This window comes from Mycobacteroides saopaulense, from assembly GCF_001456355.1.
Lineage (GTDB): Bacteria > Actinomycetota > Actinomycetes > Mycobacteriales > Mycobacteriaceae > Mycobacterium > Mycobacterium saopaulense.
Genome location: NZ_CP010271.1, coordinates 130,422 through 146,822 on the forward strand (window position 1 = coordinate 130,422; position 16,401 = coordinate 146,822).

At 64.9% G+C, this 16,401-nt stretch carries 21 protein-coding genes; 13 read left to right on the plus strand and 8 right to left on the minus strand.

Annotation, left to right across the window (positions count from 1 at the left end):
* The 3 genes from MYCSP_RS00680 to MYCSP_RS00690 form a co-directional block, all read right to left on the minus strand.
* Positions 1-372 (minus strand): PE family protein, encoded by a 372-nt coding sequence (locus tag MYCSP_RS00680; RefSeq protein ID WP_083019932.1) that lies wholly within the window; start codon positions 370-372, stop codon positions 1-3.
* Between the two features lie 145 nt (positions 373-517).
* A complete protein-coding gene (locus tag MYCSP_RS00685) occupies positions 518-868 on the minus strand; it encodes a metallopeptidase family protein (RefSeq protein WP_088413009.1) in 351 nt (116 codons plus the stop codon).
* Between the two features lie 28 nt (positions 869-896).
* Positions 897-2,564 carry a septum formation family protein gene (locus MYCSP_RS00690; protein WP_083019936.1) on the minus strand — a complete coding sequence of 556 codons (1,668 nt, stop codon included), beginning with the start codon at positions 2,562-2,564 and terminating at the stop codon, positions 897-899.
* Positions 2,565-2,649: 85 nt separating this feature from the next.
* Between MYCSP_RS00690 and MYCSP_RS00695 the strand changes: the two genes are divergently transcribed.
* From MYCSP_RS00695 to MYCSP_RS00715, 5 genes are all read left to right on the plus strand, one after another.
* The gene (locus tag MYCSP_RS00695; protein WP_162266291.1) at positions 2,650-3,090 is read left to right on the plus strand and encodes an ankyrin repeat domain-containing protein; all 441 of its coding nucleotides are present in this window, start codon (positions 2,650-2,652) and stop codon (positions 3,088-3,090) included.
* A gap of 66 nt (positions 3,091-3,156) precedes the next feature.
* On the plus strand, positions 3,157-3,639 hold the full coding sequence (locus MYCSP_RS00700; protein ID WP_088413010.1) for a GAF domain-containing protein: 483 nt from the start codon (positions 3,157-3,159) through the stop codon (positions 3,637-3,639).
* Between the two features lie 39 nt (positions 3,640-3,678).
* On the plus strand, positions 3,679-4,935 hold the full coding sequence (serS, locus tag MYCSP_RS00705) for a serine--tRNA ligase (RefSeq protein ID WP_083019951.1): 1,257 nt from the start codon (positions 3,679-3,681) through the stop codon (positions 4,933-4,935).
* 5 nt (positions 4,936-4,940) lie between these two features.
* A complete protein-coding gene (locus MYCSP_RS00710) occupies positions 4,941-5,750 on the plus strand; it encodes a DUF5718 family protein (RefSeq protein WP_162266292.1) in 810 nt (269 codons plus the stop codon).
* A gap of 48 nt (positions 5,751-5,798) precedes the next feature.
* Positions 5,799-6,257, plus strand: a complete 459-nt coding sequence (locus MYCSP_RS00715; RefSeq protein WP_083019942.1) for a nitroreductase family deazaflavin-dependent oxidoreductase — start codon at positions 5,799-5,801, stop codon at positions 6,255-6,257.
* On the opposite strand, the gene MYCSP_RS00720 is transcribed toward MYCSP_RS00715, so the two are convergent.
* On the minus strand, positions 6,254-7,807 hold the full coding sequence (locus MYCSP_RS00720) for an MBL fold metallo-hydrolase (RefSeq protein WP_088413012.1): 1,554 nt from the start codon (positions 7,805-7,807) through the stop codon (positions 6,254-6,256). The genes MYCSP_RS00715 and MYCSP_RS00720 overlap by 4 nt on opposite strands.
* 115 nt (positions 7,808-7,922) lie before the next feature.
* Here MYCSP_RS00720 and MYCSP_RS00725 point away from each other — a divergent pair, with 115 nt between their 5' ends.
* Positions 7,923-8,411, plus strand: coding sequence for a MarR family winged helix-turn-helix transcriptional regulator (locus MYCSP_RS00725; protein WP_070912142.1), 489 nt, complete (start codon positions 7,923-7,925; stop codon positions 8,409-8,411).
* On the opposite strand, the gene MYCSP_RS00730 is transcribed toward MYCSP_RS00725, so the two are convergent.
* Both MYCSP_RS00730 and MYCSP_RS00735 read right to left on the minus strand, forming a co-directional pair.
* The gene (locus MYCSP_RS00730; RefSeq protein ID WP_070912143.1) at positions 8,361-8,699 is read right to left on the minus strand and encodes a hypothetical protein; all 339 of its coding nucleotides are present in this window, start codon (positions 8,697-8,699) and stop codon (positions 8,361-8,363) included. The genes MYCSP_RS00725 and MYCSP_RS00730 overlap by 51 nt on opposite strands.
* Positions 8,699-9,409, minus strand: a complete 711-nt coding sequence (locus MYCSP_RS00735; protein WP_070912144.1) for an AAA family ATPase — start codon at positions 9,407-9,409, stop codon at positions 8,699-8,701. The genes MYCSP_RS00730 and MYCSP_RS00735 overlap by 1 nt, the downstream gene beginning before the upstream one ends.
* A 130-nt stretch (positions 9,410-9,539) precedes the next feature.
* Between MYCSP_RS00735 and MYCSP_RS00740 the strand changes: the two genes are divergently transcribed.
* From MYCSP_RS00740 to MYCSP_RS00750, 3 genes are read left to right on the plus strand one after another with little or no spacing between them, the layout of a single operon-like run.
* On the plus strand, positions 9,540-10,520 hold the full coding sequence (locus MYCSP_RS00740; RefSeq protein ID WP_083019947.1) for an NAD(P)H-dependent flavin oxidoreductase: 981 nt from the start codon (positions 9,540-9,542) through the stop codon (positions 10,518-10,520).
* Positions 10,511-10,921, plus strand: coding sequence for a tautomerase family protein (locus MYCSP_RS00745; protein ID WP_070912146.1), 411 nt, complete (start codon positions 10,511-10,513; stop codon positions 10,919-10,921). Before MYCSP_RS00740 ends, MYCSP_RS00745 begins: the two co-directional genes overlap by 10 nt.
* Positions 10,922-10,933: 12 nt before the next feature.
* The gene (locus MYCSP_RS00750) at positions 10,934-11,827 is read left to right on the plus strand and encodes a LysR family transcriptional regulator (protein WP_070912147.1); all 894 of its coding nucleotides are present in this window, start codon (positions 10,934-10,936) and stop codon (positions 11,825-11,827) included.
* Here the strand turns inward: MYCSP_RS00750 and MYCSP_RS00755 are convergent, their stop codons facing one another.
* Both MYCSP_RS00755 and MYCSP_RS00760 read right to left on the minus strand, forming a co-directional pair.
* Positions 11,828-12,391, minus strand: a complete 564-nt coding sequence (locus MYCSP_RS00755) for a CHAP domain-containing protein (RefSeq protein WP_070912148.1) — start codon at positions 12,389-12,391, stop codon at positions 11,828-11,830.
* Between the two features lie 37 nt (positions 12,392-12,428).
* Positions 12,429-13,151, minus strand: a complete 723-nt coding sequence (locus MYCSP_RS00760) for an aminoglycoside 3'-phosphotransferase (protein ID WP_088413013.1) — start codon at positions 13,149-13,151, stop codon at positions 12,429-12,431.
* A 44-nt stretch (positions 13,152-13,195) separates the two neighbouring features.
* On the opposite strand from MYCSP_RS00760, the gene MYCSP_RS00765 reads away from it, so the two are divergent.
* Genes MYCSP_RS00765 through MYCSP_RS00780 form a run of 4 tightly spaced genes read left to right on the plus strand, consistent with a single transcriptional unit; the run spans position 13,196 to position 16,394 of the window.
* Positions 13,196-13,969, plus strand: coding sequence for an SDR family NAD(P)-dependent oxidoreductase (locus MYCSP_RS00765; RefSeq protein WP_070912463.1), 774 nt, complete (start codon positions 13,196-13,198; stop codon positions 13,967-13,969).
* A 47-nt stretch (positions 13,970-14,016) separates the two neighbouring features.
* The gene (locus tag MYCSP_RS00770) at positions 14,017-14,814 is read left to right on the plus strand and encodes a lysophospholipid acyltransferase family protein (protein ID WP_070912150.1); all 798 of its coding nucleotides are present in this window, start codon (positions 14,017-14,019) and stop codon (positions 14,812-14,814) included.
* Complete coding sequence (locus tag MYCSP_RS00775) at positions 14,815-15,579, plus strand: lysophospholipid acyltransferase family protein (RefSeq protein WP_070912151.1); 765 nt, start codon at positions 14,815-14,817, stop codon at positions 15,577-15,579. It begins immediately after the preceding gene.
* Positions 15,576-16,394 (plus strand): Cof-type HAD-IIB family hydrolase, encoded by an 819-nt coding sequence (locus MYCSP_RS00780; protein WP_070912152.1) that lies wholly within the window; start codon positions 15,576-15,578, stop codon positions 16,392-16,394. The genes MYCSP_RS00775 and MYCSP_RS00780 overlap by 4 nt, the downstream gene beginning before the upstream one ends.
* Positions 16,395-16,401: the final 7 nt, after the last annotated feature.

Sequence of the window (16,401 nt, forward strand, 5' to 3'; positions counted from 1 at the left end):
CTATTCCCCCACACCATTGATACGGGCGGCGTTGTGTCGTTCCAGGTCCACGAACGCCTGCGAGTTACGCCGGAATGCTTCGGCGATGCGCTTGAGCTGCTCGATGCCGTCCTTGGCGACCTTCTCGAAGTTCTCGTTGGTCTTCGCGGAGGCGTTCGCCACCGCGGTGGACACCTCGTCGCGGCCCGCCGAGCCGAACTTCGCGGTCTCGAGCTGCTTGTCGAGAGCTTCCTGCAGTCGCTGCGCCATCGCGTCGTACTCGACGGCGGCATCCTTCATCACATCCGGATCGACCTGCAGAACAGTTCCCGGCTGGTTAGCCAGGTCCCAACGGATCTCCTCACGCTGGGCGGGCGCCGGTACGTCAGCCATCTTCTGTCCCCTTTCCCCCACTTGTCTCGCGTCGTCCTAAGGGCAGTTTTGCCCTTTCACTAAAGATGGACGGCGGATCCCTCTATTCGGTTCCATCATTCTCCAAGATTTTTGGATTTTTTTCCAGCAAACCTCAGCCGCCTCTTTAGCCCCAGCCCAGCTGGTGTAAGCGCTCGTCGTCGATACCAAAATGATGGGCGATCTCATGAATCACGGTGATCGTCACCTCGTCCACCACTTCGAGTTCGCTGGAACACATCTCCAGCAACGGTTCGCGGTAGATCGTGATGGTGTCGGGAAGCGCCCCCGCGTAGAAGCTGTCGCGCTCGGTCAGCGCGATCCCCTCGTACAGCCCGAGTAGCTCGGGATCATCCGGATGGCGGGCCTGGACCAGGACGACCACGTTGTCGATGGCGGCGGCGAGTTGAGGCGGCACGGCGTCGAGAGCATCGGATACGAGCTCTTCGAACCGTTGCTCGCTCATCTGGACTGGCATCGTGCGACGGTGTCGTGGGCCGGCACAGCTAGGCAGGCCCGGGTGGCGGGGCCCCGGCAGGTGCCTGCCCCGGTGGCGGTCCCTCCATCGGCGGACCTTCCATGGGCGGACCGTCCATCGGCGGACCCGCTGGTGGCGGTGGCGGACCCGCACCCGGAGGCAGCGTCGTCACGATCGTGTTGCCCGGAGGATTGCTGGGGTTCGGTGTGGCCGAGGAGGTCGGTGGCGCCGAGGTGCGGGTTGGCTGCTGAGTTGTCTGCTGGGTTGGTTGCTGCGTCCGTGTCGGCTGTTGCGTGTACGTCGGTTGCTGGGTGTAGGTGGGTTGCTGCGTCGGCTGCTGGGTGGGTGCCGGAGTGGTCGACAGCGGGATCGGCGGCATGTTCAACCGGTCCGCGGGAATGTCCGGCGGCGGCACCGGCGGTTGGCCGTTGATCAGCAGCTGCCCGCTCTTTGCGCTGTTGACCAGGGTCGACCAGGCGCCATTGCCCAGGGTGGAACCGATATTGCAGCTGACCTGACGGCTACCGGCCGTCCAGCTGGGCAGGGTGATCGTGTTGTACGAGAGCGTCAGCGTGGTGGCGCGGAATCCATCGGGATTACCCATGTACTCGTTGGTCAGCCGGGTGCAGTTGTCCTTGATGAACCCGTCTTGATCTGGCTCGGGAGGAACCGAACCCGGGAACTGCTCGGCCAGGCTCACCGTGCCGGTGATTTCCATGGCATGAGCCTTGTCGCAGTCCACGGGAAGCTCGGTGGGCAGGTTGGTGGTCGAGTCGATGCCCAGGCAGGTACCTGCCGGCCACACCTTCGACTGATCCTGCTCGGCGACCTTGCCACGGAAAAGCTGTTGCTGGTTGTCTGCGCCGGGAAGCTGTAGCCCGCACAGGACGCGGCGCTCACCCGCCTCGGTCCAGCCCTTTTCGCCCGGCCACAACATGCCCATGGTGAATCGGCTGTTCGGGTCGTAGCGGTCGCCCAGGTAACGGTTGATAGCAACCTGGCACTGTTCCTGGCTGATCTCCTGGATGCGGCCGACGGTGGGTGGCTTCGAATCCGGCCCGTACTCCGCGCCCGGGAAAGTGCGAAGGTCAATGGACTCGGCGATCTCGAAGCGATGGTCGTTCGCGCAATCGACGACGTTGACGTCGTTGGTGGAGGCCGGCGCGGGCCAGTTGAGGCATTCGCCCGCCTTCGCCGAGTTGAAGGTGCTGTTGCCGGGCGCGCCGGTGCTCGGCACCGGGTTGGAGTCGATCTTGTTGACCAGACGGTCGGCCGAGGTCCAGCCGTCCGGGAGGGCCTGGGTGATACCCGCGATGAACAATCCGCCGAAGGTGACGAGCAGCAACGCGCGATGGGTGGAGCGTTCCTTGAGCCCCTCCTTCAATCCTGTCCACCAGTGCGTTTTCTCGGATTCGGGTGCTTCGTCTCCGGACTCTTCGTCGGGCGCCGCGGCCTCGTCTTCGATCGGGGGGTACTCCAGGATTTCCGTCTGCGGCGCTTCGGCGGGCTCGGCAGGTTCGGTGGGCCCCTCGGGCCCGGGGGCAGTCTCCTGCGATTCTGCAGGTGGCGTCGCAGAGTCCGGCGACTCGGCGGCGGAATCTCCGGGTGTATCGGTGCCCGGCGCGTCATCGGTGGATTCGTCCGGGGTGGACTCGTCCGGCTCGACCTTCGGCGTGGGTTCGGCTTCGTCACTCATACTGCAGTCATTGTTACAGGTGGCGGTGCGGGTTAGCCCAGCGATGCTGTTCGCATGCGCCGCTAGATTGAACTCTGTGACAACGATGGAACCTGACCGTGACAACCCGAACGACCAGGCGGGGGAAGCCGAGCATCAGGCCCGCGTTGCCGAGCAGGTGGCCGCACTGGCCCCGCAGCTGTTCGACATGGCCAGAGAAGGTAACGCGTCCACGCTGGCCGCCTACCTGGACTCGGGGGCACCTGTGGACCTGACGAACGAGGCCGGCGACACTCTGGTCATGCTGGCCGCCTATCACGGGAACACCTCGACGGTGCGGTCGTTGATCGCGCGCGGCGCCGACGTCAACCGCGCCAACGGCAAGGGACAGACTCCGCTGGCGGGAGCGGTGTTCAAGGGCTCGGACGAGATCGTCGAGATCTTGGTGAAGGCGGGGGCTGATCCCACGGCCGGGACGCCGTCGGCACTCGATGCGGCACGGATGTTCGGCAAGGGCGAGTATCTGGGCCTGTTCGGCACCGACTGACGCCGCCGGCGTTCACGGTGAGTGCAACCCTGGCCACCTCACGGACGGCTACGCGAACGTAGCGGTGTGGCAGCTGCTGAGACCTATCCAGAGCTCGCGGCTCTGGCACCCCGGCTCGATGAGCTTGCGCGACTGTTGAAGGTTCGATCGGTGCTGGTCATGCGCTCGGAGCCCAGCGCGATGGCTGTCGCGGCCACGGCCGGAGCGGCCGCCGAGCACTACCCGGTTGGGGCAGTGGGCAAGAAAGCCGGAGATGACCAGGGCAGAGTGCCTTTGTACTGCGAGCGCGTGGTGGACACCGATGAGGAGGTCTTCGTGCGGGACTCGCGTGTCGACGACCTGTTCAAAGGCAACGAGGACGAGGTCGAATTCGGTCTCACCAACTATCTGGGGCTTCCTGTGCACGACGCGGCGGGTGCCGTCGTCGGGACGGTATGTGTGCTCGATGATGCGGCACGCGAATACACCGATGCGCAGCGCGCTGAGCTGGCGGGGCTACGTGCCCAGGTCGAGGCGATAGTCCGGTCGGACGGGTCGGCACTGGGCTGAATCGCGGGTGCGACAACAAACCCCAGTAGGGTGCTGCTGGTGATCGACCTGAAATTCCTGCGCGAGAATCCTGACGCGGTGCGTGCCTCGCAGCGCCTGCGTGGCGAGGATCCGGCACTCGTCGACGTGCTGCTGGACGCCGACACAGCACGCCGGGCCGCCATATCCACGGCCGACACGTTGCGTGCCGAACAGAAGGGCGCCAGTAAGAAGGTCGGCCAGGCGACACCGGAGGAGCGCCCGGCGCTACTGGCTGCCGCTTCCGAACTCGCGGCGCAGGTGAAAGCCGCCGAGGCCGAGCAGGTGGTCACCGAGGCCGCGTTCACCGAGGCGCACAAGGCGATCAGCAATGTGGTAATCGACGGAGTCCCCGCCGGTGGCGAGCAGGATTTCGCGCTCCGCGAGCTGGTCGGCGAGCCCGCGGCCATCGAAAACCCCCGAGACCATGTGGAATTGGGTGAGTCGCTAGGCCTGTTCGATATGGAGCGCGGCGCGAAGGTCTCCGGTGCGCGGTTCTACTTCCTCACCGGCTACGGGGCGCTGCTTCAGCTTGGTCTGCTGCAGTTGGCCGTGCAGACCGCGGTGGCCAACGGCTTCACCCTGCTGATCCCGCCGGTCCTGGTAAAGCCTGAAATCATGGGCGGCACAGGGTTTTTGGGCGCGCATGCTGATGAGGTGTACCACCTCGAAGAGGATGACCTGTACCTGGTGGGTACCTCGGAGGTGCCGATCGCCGGGTATCACTCCGGTGAGATTCTCGACTTGAGCGAGGGGCCGCTGCGGTATGCCGGATGGTCCAGCTGCTTCCGCCGCGAGGCGGGCAGTTACGGCAAGGACACCCGCGGCATCATTCGGGTGCACCAGTTCGACAAGGTGGAGGCGTTCGTCTACTGCAAGCCCGAGGATGCCGAGACCGAGCACGACAAGATTCTGGGCTGGGAGAGGCAAATGCTGGCCCACATCGACGTGCCGTACCGCGTGATCGACGTCGCCGCAGGCGATTTGGGTTCATCGGCGGCGCGCAAGTTCGACTGCGAGGCATGGGTGCCCACGCAGCAGGCTTACCGCGAGCTCACCTCCACCTCCAACTGCACCACCTTCCAGGCGCGACGGCTGGCGGTGCGTTACCGGGACGAGAACGGCAAGCCGCAGACCGCCGCGACTCTCAATGGCACCCTCGCCACCACCCGCTGGCTGGTGGCGATTCTGGAGAATCACCAGCTGCCCGATGGCAGCGTCCGAGTGCCCGCGGCGCTGGTGCCCTTCGTCGGAACCGAAGTGTTGGAGCCCAAATGAGCAAGATGCTCGATGTCGACCTCGATGAGCTGCGTACCTGGTTCGGATTCGGGGTGGCGGGGAACTTCGCAGGCCATCTCGAACAGGCGGGGGAATCTGCGGATTTCGTGAATGTAGCCTCGGAAGGCATTGCGCCCAAGGGGATATTCCCGTGGTACGCACCCGGCGACGACGGCTTCCTGGGGCAGTTTCCGCTCTCGCAGGACGAGACGGTGCTACCCGAGAGCGACACGCCGTTGAATCTGCAGATCGAACCCGAGGTGGGGTTGGCGTGCAAGGTGCACTGGCGCGGTGATGTCGTAGCCTCGCTGGAGCCGTTCGCGCTGGGTGCCTTCAACGACTGCTCGATCCGGCGGCCCAACGCCGCCAAGATCAGTCACAAGAAGAACTGGGGTCCGGCGTCCAAAGGTGTTGCGCGACAGTTTTTTGAGGTCAGCGATCTCACCCCGGACGGCCCCACCGCGACCCTGCGGCTGAACTGTCACCTGCACACCGCGGACGGTCAGGAGCACGAGTACGGCGTGGATAGTCCGCTGCTCGGATACTCCTATTACGGAGAAGTGCTGCTGGACTGGATTACCGAGCGGCTGGACAACCAAAAGGGCTCGCCGGAAACGCCGTTGGAGGATGTGGGAGCGCTCATGGTGGCCGCCGGACACCCACAGCATGTGCTGATCGGCATCGGAGCGACCAAGTACACGCCGTTGGGCGAATCCACCTACCTGCAGGCCGGCGACGAGGCCGTGGTGCGTGTGTACAACACCGAGTCCGATGCGGTGTCCGAGCTGCGGCAGCGGGTACGCACCGTCCACTAGGCGGGACGCATGGAGGCAGACTTTCCCGGTGCGCGCTAGCGTCGGGGCATGACCGAAGGCGTGACCTCGGATACCTACCGGGAACTTTCTGAAAGCGATGTGCAAAAGCACAATAACCGGATGATCCGCCTGCTCCGGGAGAACGGTGGCAAGCTGCCTGGGGTGTCCGACGATGAGATGCCGGTGCTCATCGTGACGATCACCGGTGCCAAGTCGGGAATCGAGCGGCTGACGCCTCTAGGGTATTTCGAACACGAGGGCCGCATCTTCGTCGTGGGATCCAACGGCGGGCAGGAACGACCGCCGTCGTGGGTGTTCAACGTGCGCGCCAACCCTGCGGTGACCGTCGAGATGGTGCCGGATGTCTACGATGCCATTGTGCGCGAGCTGGATTCGGCCGAGCGTGATGTGATTTTTCCGGCGCTGGTGACCAAATACGGGTTCTTCGGTGACTACCAGTCCCGCATCGGAAGGGTGATTCCGATGTTCGAGCTGATGGTGCGCTAGTCCAGCTTCCTGGACCGCAGCTCGTGGCCCTTGGAGGTCAGGCAACGCCCGTTCTCCAGGTTCCAGTCCCAACCATGCAGGTTGCAGGTGAGGGTTTTCCCTTCCACCACACCGAATTTCGACAGGTCGGCCTTCAGATGCGGGCACCGGCGCTGGATCTCCCAGCCGGCCAGCGTGATCGAGGCACTGTCGTCGTGAGCCTCGGCGAACCAGCCGTCGGCGTAGGCGATGCGCTCGTCGGTAAGACATTTGAAGAAGGTGTACAGATATTCGTTGTAACCACCGACACGCCAGGCCTTGAATCGGGTGGACAAGAAGATGGTGTTCACCCAGTCCGGCTCGTCATCCCGCAGCACCGTCCGCACCAGTTCGGGCGCGATTCCGAATCCGTAGCGGAACTTCTCATTGGGAATCGGTTCACGGACAATGCGTTTCGGAAAATCGAGTGCCACCGTCTCGTCTCCCATGCGCAGCTCGACGGGATAGCCGATGCCGTCGCAGATCTGATCGGTTTGCGCCATGATCGGCTCGAATTTGGCGCGCAGTGGTCCCAGGAGTGGTTCGCCCTCGGCGGGCGCCCAAGAGGCCTTTTCGGCGGCCAGCACGGGGGCCATCCGTTGGGCGTATTCCTCGATGTAGGCGGCCTTGCCGGCGCCGAAGATGTGTTCGGCTTCCTCGTCAGAAACCGGATGTGTCAACGAATTCAATTCGGAACCCGTGAAATCGGCGACGGTGCCGGGGATCATCAGCAGGCCCTTGTCGTGGCCGTGCTGGCGCATCTGGTCCAGGAACACCAGCTGGTCCGGGAAGATGTTGGCCGGATCGCCATGGTCGTCGTTGAGGTCGCGCAACTCTGCGTCCAGGAAACATGGCGGCCCCGCGGAGGGGATCACCCAGGTGGCGCCCACCTGCGCGATGTACTGACGGCACCTGTCCATTCCGCGTTGCCGCTTCTGGGTGCCGAAGGACTCCTTGGCGCGGGCGGGCATGTCATAGACCATCGGATACCAGATGGCCCCCGAGTACTGCAGCATGTGCACGTCGACATGCCCGAATTCTTGGGCCAGGACATCCAGGTCGACGGGGCGGGCGTCGTTCATGTTGAAAGCGGTGGTGGTGCCGTCGGAGACCACCAGCCCGGAGTCGCCGATGGGCCCGTCGGCGGGGGCCCGCAGCGCGATGATCATGATGTCCAGCTCGCCCTTGGGGCCGCTCACCCGATGCTTCACCGAGTCCTCGGTCTCCACGAAGGTGTGGAAGCCCAGTCCCTGGAGCTCACGCTTTAGATCGGGCACCGGGTAGTCCGGCAGCAGCACCACCGCGTCCTTGTTGACGTGTTCGGTGAGGTTCTTCGGGTCGTAGTGGTCCTTGTGCAGATGCGAGACGTAGAGGTAATCGCAGTTTCCAAACCGGTCCCAGTCCAGGGTGCTGTTATCGGGGAACGGGAACCACGAAGCGAAGTACGCCGGGTTGACCCAGGGGTCGCAGAGGATGCTGCCCGCCGCCGTCTCGATGAAGAATCCGGCATGGCCGACGCTGGTGACTCGCATGGCCCCCAGCCTATCGAGCTGCGATTTCGGTAGCCAAAAGCGCGGTCGGGCGCGTAGGTCCGCTGTTTATGCGCCGAAATCCCCTTGTATAGGGAACCTACGTAAAGTTGGGAGTGTGTCCCCCACCGATGGCCTCACCGCCGATGTTCTGACCGTGATCGCGCGGCTCAACCGCTGGGTATCCAGTCACGCCGAACTGCCGGTACCCACCGGGCAGGCGCGACTACTTGCCCTCGTCGGGGAGATGGAGGACGCGCGGATCTCGGATCTGGCGCAGGCTGACCACTGCAGCCAGCCCACCATGACCGTGCAGTTGAAGCGGTTGCAGGATGTCGGGTACGTCGAGCGCCGCGTCGATCCGGCCGACAAGCGGGCGCAACGTATCAAGCTGACCGTCGCCGGCCGTGAGGCGCTGGCGGCCATGCGTGCCGAGCGGCAGGGCGTTCTGGATCCGTGGCTGAGCACGCTGCCCGCCGGCGAGCAGCGCACCCTGGCCGAGGCGGCACGGATTCTGGAGGGCCTTACCCGGCGGATGGCGGCACAGTCCGGCCGATCACCAATGCCCGATGAAGTACTCGAGCACGGCGAGGGAAAGCGCGCCTAGCACGGCGATCACCGCAGCGGCGATCATCGTGAGCGCGACAGCCCGATCCGGATGCAGCCGCGCCGCGGCCCACCCCGCGATGGCGCCCAAGCCGCCGACCACCAGGAATCCGCCCAAGACCAGATAGAACACCGCGCCCACCACCGCGGGCCAGGCGGCGTCCAAGCCGCTCTCGTAGCCCGTCAACGGGATAGGGAATCGATAGACGATGGCCACCAGAACGGCGGCCATCGGACTCAAGGCGATCGCCGACACCGAACCAATTGCCGCGCAGCGTAGTCCGTTCATTAGGCCTCGAATAGGTGCCGTAGATAGGCGCGCGGATCGGTCAGGAAGCGCTGCCAATGCCCGACCATCTCCAAGTCTGCCCAATCCCGTTGCTGCACACCGTCGTCACCGAACTCAAGAATGGTGGCGCCCGGGAATGCCGCCAGCACCGGCGAGTGGGTGGCCATGATGACCTGCGAACCGGTGGCCACCACACTGTCGAGCATGGCCATCAACTGCAGCGACGAGGTGAAGGACAGTGCGGCCTCGGGTTCATCGAGGATGAACAGCCCGCGTTCCATGTCGCGTTCGGCCAGGAATGCCAGGAAGGACTCGCCATGCGAGCGCTCGTTCAGTCTGCCGTCGAAGATCTGTTCCGGGGTGTGTCCGTCGACTGTGGTGAACAGCTGATGCATCGCCTCGGCGCGCAGGAAGCACCCTCCGCTGGGGCGTGGATGCTCGGCGTCGAGGGTGAACGTCCAGTGCAGGTCGGTGTCTTCGTCACTGGATCGTGCGCCCCAATGCCTTACGGCGGCAGGAAGTTTCCAGCGCCAAGAGGATGCCAGCGCTTCCAGGAAGGTCGACTTGCCCGAGCCGTTCTCCCCGACGATCACGGTGACACCGGTGGTCAATCGCACGGGCGCGGTCGCGATGTGGGCTATCGCGGGAATCTTCAAATACCAAGCATCTGGCTGCTTTTCACGATTGATCGCGATCTGACGCAGGATCACTCGTCGATGGTATCGGGATATCGCGTTCTCTACTGATGAGATATGTCGCGTCAAACGTTCTGAAAAACAGAACGCTTCTATCGTTAGAAACCGTTGGACCTGCGGTTTCTTGAGATCCTACGGTTGAGGCATGACCTTGAAGACGCGGCTGACCGACCGCTTCGGCATCGAGCATCCGGTGGTTCTGGCACCGATGGACAACGTGGCCGATGCATGCCTCGCGAGCGCTGTCAGCGCTGCGGGTGGGCTCGGATTGCTCGGCGGCGGCTACGCGGACCAGACCTGGATCCGTGATCAATTCGACCGGGTGACAGCTGCGGTCGGATGCGGATTCATTACCTGGACGCTGAAGGGAAACGAGCAGGCCCTGGACCACGCGCTGGAACGAAACCCCGCCGCGATCTTTCTGTCCTTCGGAGATCCCGCGCCCTACGCACCGCGCATCCGCGCCGCCGGTGTCCCGCTGATCTGCCAGGTGCACAACGTCCGGCAGGCACTACGGGCCGTTGAGGTGGGTGCCGATGTCATTGCCGCTCAAGGAGGAGAAGCAGGCGGACACGGCGAAGGGCAACGATCGACATTCACCCTGGTGCCCGAGATCGCCGACCTGGTGGCGAGCACCGCGCCGCAGGTCCTGGTGCTGGCGGCCGGTGGAGTGACCGATGGCCGCGGCCTGGCGGCATCGCTCGCCCTCGGGGCCGACGGGGTGCTGGTCGGGACCCGGTTCTGGGCGGCGCACGAAGCCGCGATCTCCCCGGCTGCCCAGCAATACGCCCTTCGGGTCAACGGCGACATGACCATCCGTCAACACGTCTACGACATCGTGCGTGGCAAGAGCTGGCCGCGCACGTACAGCGGGCGGGTGCTGCGCAACGACTTCGTCGACACGTGGCACGACCACGAGAACGAGCTCGTCGCCCACCTCGACCAGGCCCGGTCCGGTTACGAGATCGGGGTGACGGCTGAGGATTACCGCGTCGCGAATCTGATCGTGGGCGAGGGCATCGGGCGGATACGACAGATAGAGACTGCCGCGGACATCGTCCATTCCATGGTGATCCAGGCAGCCGCAATCAGCCCGACACATCAAGGAGTCAACACATGCCACTAGTGCGTATCGACCTCACCTCGGACCGGTCCCGTGCAGAGCGGCGCGCCATCGCCGATGCCGTGCATGGCGGGCTGGTCGCGGTCCTGAAGATTCCCGAGCGAGACCGCTTCCAGATCATCACCGCACACGACCCGGCCGACATCATCGCCGAGGATGCGGGACTGGGATTCACGCGCTCGCAGGTGGTGATCGTGCACATCTTCACCCAGGGCGGCCGCACGGCGCAGACCAAGCAGCGGGTCTTCTCCGAGCTGGCGAACAGACTTGAGGCGGTCGGCGTCGCGGGAGCGGACTTATTCGTGGCAGTTAGCGAAAACGGGCCGCAGGATTGGTCTTTCGGCTTTGGCAAGGCACAGTACGTCACCGGCGAGTTGGCGGTGCCTGCCATCGCAAGCGCATGATTGACTCCAGGTATGGAGCTCAGTGATATCACGCACTTCCTCGCGGTTGCCGAGGCCGGCGGTATATCTCATGCCTCGAAGCGGCTGCACACCGTGCAGTCGAATGTCAGCGCTCACATCAAGGCGTTGGAAGACGAACTCGGCGTCGAGTTGTTTCGGCGACATGCTCGGGGCGTGACCCTGACCAACGCCGGGGAGGCATTCCTGCCGTACGCGGAGCGGATCAGGGCGCTGTTGCGAGAAGCCGCGCAGGTGGTCGGCGATGAGGCCGAGCCCACCGGGACACTGGCGATCGGGTCCATGGAAACCACGGCTGGTCTACGGCTACCCGGCATCCTGGCGGCATATGCCGCGGCGTGTCCGCGGGTGGACTTCACACTCAGCACCGGCACCACCGCCGAGCTGACCGACATGGTGATCGATCATCGGCTCGACGGTGGATTCGTCTGTGGTCCCGTCGAACATGGATCTCTCACAACGGATTTAGCGTTCGTAGAAGAGCTGGCCCTGGTCACAGCTCAGCGACATACGGACATCCGAGACGTTCTCGGCACCCTTGGGCGGATGCTTGTCTTTCGGCACGGGTGCGCGTATCGGGCCCGGCTGCATGAGATCTTCGTCGACCACGGCACCGTCGAACCGCAGGTCCTCGAGTTCGGCAGCCTCGAGGGAATCCTTGGCTGTGTCGCGGCCGATATGGGTGTGACCCTGCTGCCGGTGGGAGTGGTCACGGCTTCGCAGCGGGCCTCGTTGTTACGGATGCATCCGCTGCCGACATCACACGCCCGGGTTGAAACGGTGTTCATCCGTCGTGCGGATGCGGTTGTCTCACCGGCGATGTCACAGTTCCTGCGTCACTTACAACGCGCCGATGCGCCGGTGATGCTGCGCTCGGTCGCGCCCTGATCACTCGTAGCGCCCGTATCCGGTGATACCCGGGTCCTCGGCGGCCACGTAGGTCGACAAGCCCACACCGCGCCCCTCGCCGCCGCCGACGGTGGTCAGGGTGCCGTTGTCGTTGACGAGCACGATGTTGACGTGCTGACCCTTGGGACTCGGTTGGTCGTACAGCACCATGTCGCCGGGCTTTGGCGCGTAATCGGGGGTCTCGTAGCGCCCCGCGTCCTTGAGATACGCGGTCAGCGTCAGCACCCCGGGAATGCGCCAGTTTCCGGAATTGGGGTTGGAGAACGGCTTGCCGGACTCGCGCATCACCCAACTGGTGAAGTCGGCACACCACGGCTCGTCGTTGCCCTCGGAGTACTTGATCATCCCGGCCTGCGTGGCGTACTCCTGTTCCAGGATTCGTACCACAGCGGCGCGCCCGGGCGACAACGCTGAGGTGTCGACAACAGGAAATTCCGGGCTTGTGGTGCGGGAACGGTAGTAACCGAGGGCGCCGCCCGCCACCACCACAAGGGTCGTGACGAGTGCGACCAGTAGTAGGGCCCGGCGGATAGATCTGCGCATGCGATCCAGAGTACGGACGTTTGCCCGGTGGCCGGTTCTAGTCTTCGGCGTCCCACAGTCGTCGGTAGTAGGCCATGCGCTCAGGGTCGTGGGCCACCCCGTACGCCTCGAAGAACGTAGCGTCCCAGCCCTCGCCGTAGTTCCATTGCAGTGACCAGCTGGCGACCGCCAGGTCAGCCCAGCGATCGGCAACTCCCAGGTCGCCGAAGTCCACGTGCCCACACCATGTCCCGCCGTCATCGAGCAGGGTGTTGGGAGCGCAGGCATCGCCGTGACACACCACCAGGCGATCGATCGGCGGGTGCTCCACGAGCCCGCCCGGTGCCGAGATTCGCGCCACCCGGTCGGCGACCGACCAGCTGAACGGACACCTATCGACCGGCAGCCGGTCATGCAGCGCCCGCAGCCCGGACCCGATGGCGCGGACCGCGCGTCCGGGGTCCTCGACCCAGCGCGGCGCCACCGCACTATCGCCGCGGATTCCGGCGGTGTGCAGCCAGTGCAGCGAGCCCTCGGTGTTGACGTCCAGCACGGCGGGAACCGTCGTGTAGCGACCCGCCCAGGTGAGTTTCTCGGCCTCGGCGCGCAGGTCGATCGCGGGGTGCGGCGCCGTCACCTTCACGAATTCGCGGGCGATCCCGGTGCCGATTTGAAACGTGTGACCGCCGATTTCGTTGTCCCACACCGGCAGTATCGGTCGGCCGGAGGCGAGGCGGGCCACGATCTCGGGGATGTTCCCCGGTCCGGTCGGAATCGTCACCGGTCCAGTCTGCCCGTCGTGGGCTGGCGAGTAGCGTGCCGGAGGTGAACCTCAACGACTTTCAAGCGCTCTACGACTTGTCGGGCCGTACCGCCATCGTCACCGGCGGTACTCGGGGAATCGGCTATGCGATCGCCGAAGCCCTCGGTGCCTGCGGGGCATCGGTGGTGGTGTCGAGTCGCAAGGCAGACGCCTGCACCGCCGCGGCGAAGGAACTCCAGGACAAGGGATATCGGTCGCTCGGTGTGCCCGCCCATATGGGCGATCTCGGCGATATCGATGCCTTGGTGGCCAGCACGGTCGACGAGTTCGGGGGCGTCGACATCGTCGTCAACGCGGCGGCCAATCCGGTCGCGCAGCCCATGGGCAGCTACACCCCGGAGGCGCTGGGCAAGTCGTTCGACGTCAACGTGCGCGGGCCGGTGTTCCTGGTGCAGGCCGCGCTGCCGCATCTGAGCGCCAGCGAGCACGCGTCGGTGCTCAACGTGGTGTCCGTGGCGGCATTCCAGTACGTGCCGATGCTCTCGATGTACGCGGCGATGAAGGCCACGCTGATGTCGTTCACCCGGTCGATGGCCGCTGAGTACACCGGGCGCGGCATCCGGGTGAATGCACTGGCACCCGGCACCGTCGACACCTACATGCTCCAGCAGAACCCGCAGGAGATCATCGACGCGATGGCCGCGCAGTCCTTCATGGGCCGCGTGGCACACACCGACGAGATGATCGGCCCGGCTCTGTTGCTGCTGTCCGACGCCGGTTCCTTCATCACCGGGCAGGTGATCGTCGCCGACGGTGGTGGTGGCGTGCAGCGCTAGGAGGGTATCGAGTGTGCAAGCTGGACCTCCAGCGCTAGGCTCGTCACGTGGAGCCTGTCTATGGAACGGTGATCGGGCTTGCCCGCACCGTCTGGGCCATTCAGGGCCTGAAATTCACCGTCACCGGTGTTGAGAACCTGCCGACCGAGGGCGGCGCGGTGGTGGCGATCAACCACACCGGCTACATGGATTTCACCTTCGCCGGGCTGCCGGCGTTCCTTCAGAAGAAGGGGCGCAAGGTGCGGTTCATGGCGAAGAAGGAAACCTTCGACAACAAGATCACCGGCCCCATCATGCGGGGGTGTCGGCATATCTCGGTGGACCGCGTCGACGGTGCCGCCTCCTATAGCGAGGCGGTCGAGAAGCTCAAGGCGGGTGAACTCGTCGGGGTGTACCCGGAGGCGACCATCAGCCGCAGCTTCGAGATCAAGGAGTTCAAGAGCGGCGCCGCACGGATGGCGATCGAGGCCGGCGTGCCGATCGTCCCGCACATCATCTGGGGCGCTCAGCGCATCTGGACCAAGGGGCACCCCAAGAACCTTGGGCGCACCAATACGCCGATCTCGATCGCGGTGGGTGCACCCATCCCGCCGACGCTGCCCGTCTCGGAGCTCACCGCGCTGCTGCATGCCCGCATGCAGCACCTGCTGCTGGAGGTGCAGGACGATTACGGCCCGCACCCGGCCGGTGAGTACTGGGTGCCGCATCGGCTGGGTGGGTCCGCGCCGACCCTGGCCGAGGCCGCGCAGTGGGATGCTCAGGACGCTGCCGAGCGCAAGGCACAGCGCGCCGCGCGCGAGGCCGAAAAGCAGTCCCAAAAGGATGGGGCACAGAAAGAAAACTAGATGGAACCGGTTTACCGACTCCTCGAAATCACAGCCCGTACGGCGGTCTTCCTCACGGGGACGACGATCAGATATCGAGGTCTGGAGCAGGTCCCATCCAGCGGTGGCGCGGTCATAGCGATCAACCACACGAGTTACGTCGACTTCCTCCCCGCAGGTCTGGCGACAGTACGCGCGGGACGGAGGTTGCGGTTCATGCTCAAGGCAGAGATGCAAGAAGTCCCGGTCATGAACTTCCTGATCAAACACGCCAAGGCGATTCCCGTGGACCGCAGCGCGGGCCATGGCGCCTACGAGGCCGCGGTCGAGAGCCTGCGCGGTGGCGAGATCGTCGGGGTGTATCCGGAGGCGACCATCAGCCGCAGTTTCGAGATCAAGGAGTTCAAGAGCGGGGCAGCGCGGATGGCTGATGAGGCGGGAGTACCGATCGTGCCGCTCATCGTCTGGGGTGCCCAGCGCATCTGGACCAAGGATCATCCAAAAGATTTGGGCCACGCCAAGATTCCGGTGAATGTCGTGGTCGGCGCACCGCTGCGCAGCTCTGCGGATTTCGAGCGCACCACGGCCGAATTACACGACGCCATGGAGCAACTGCTCACCCAGGCGCAGCAGGACTATCCCGGTGAGCCGGGTGCGTACTGGTTGCCGAGGCGTTTGGGCGGTAGTGCTCCCACACCAGAGGAGGCCGCTGTGCTGGACCGTGCGGAACTGGCCGAACGTGCCCGTAAGAAGGCCCACAAGAAGACAGATCCGGGGCGCGCATGAACTCTCCCGCCCTGATCGCCTCCGATGTGGACGGGACGCTGATCGATTCCGATGAGGTCCTGTCCGCGCGTACCCGTGCGGTCATCACCGCCGCGGTCGAGTCCGGCGCGGGGTTCATCCTCGCCACCGGCCGTCCGCCTCGGTGGATCACCCCTATCGTCGACGCCCTCGGTTTCGCGCCGATCTCGGTGTGTGCCAATGGATCCGTTCTGTACGACGCGGACAGCGACCGGATCATCTCGGCGGCCACGCTCGGGGCGCAGGAGCTGGCCGTGCTCGCCGAGGTGGCGCAGGCGGCCATTCCGGGGGTCGGGCTTGCGGTGGAGCGGGTCGGCCGCAGCGCGCACGACGCGGCAACACCCCAGTTCGTCAGCTCACCCGGCTATGAACACGCCTGGCTGAACCCGGACAACACCGAGGTGTCCCTGGAGGATCTGCTGAGCTTTCCCGCGGTGAAGCTGTTGGTGCGCAAGGCCGGAGCCCACAGTTCGGAGATGGCCAAGGTCCTGGCGCCACTGGTGCGCGAGGCGGGTGCGGCCATCACCTATTCCACGGACAACGGGCTCATCGAGGTGATGCCGACCGGAATCAGCAAGGCCAGCGGTATCGCAGTAGTAGCGGAACGTGCTGGTGTGCAACCGGAATCGATCATCGCCTTCGGTGACATGCCCAACGACGTAGACATGCTGCGCTGGGCGGGGCATGGGGTGGCGATGGGCAACGCGCACCCGGATGCGCGTGCCGCCGCCAATGAGGTGACCGCCACCAACAACGACGACGGCGTGGCCAAGGTTCTCGAACGCTGGTGGGGCTGAGACGCTG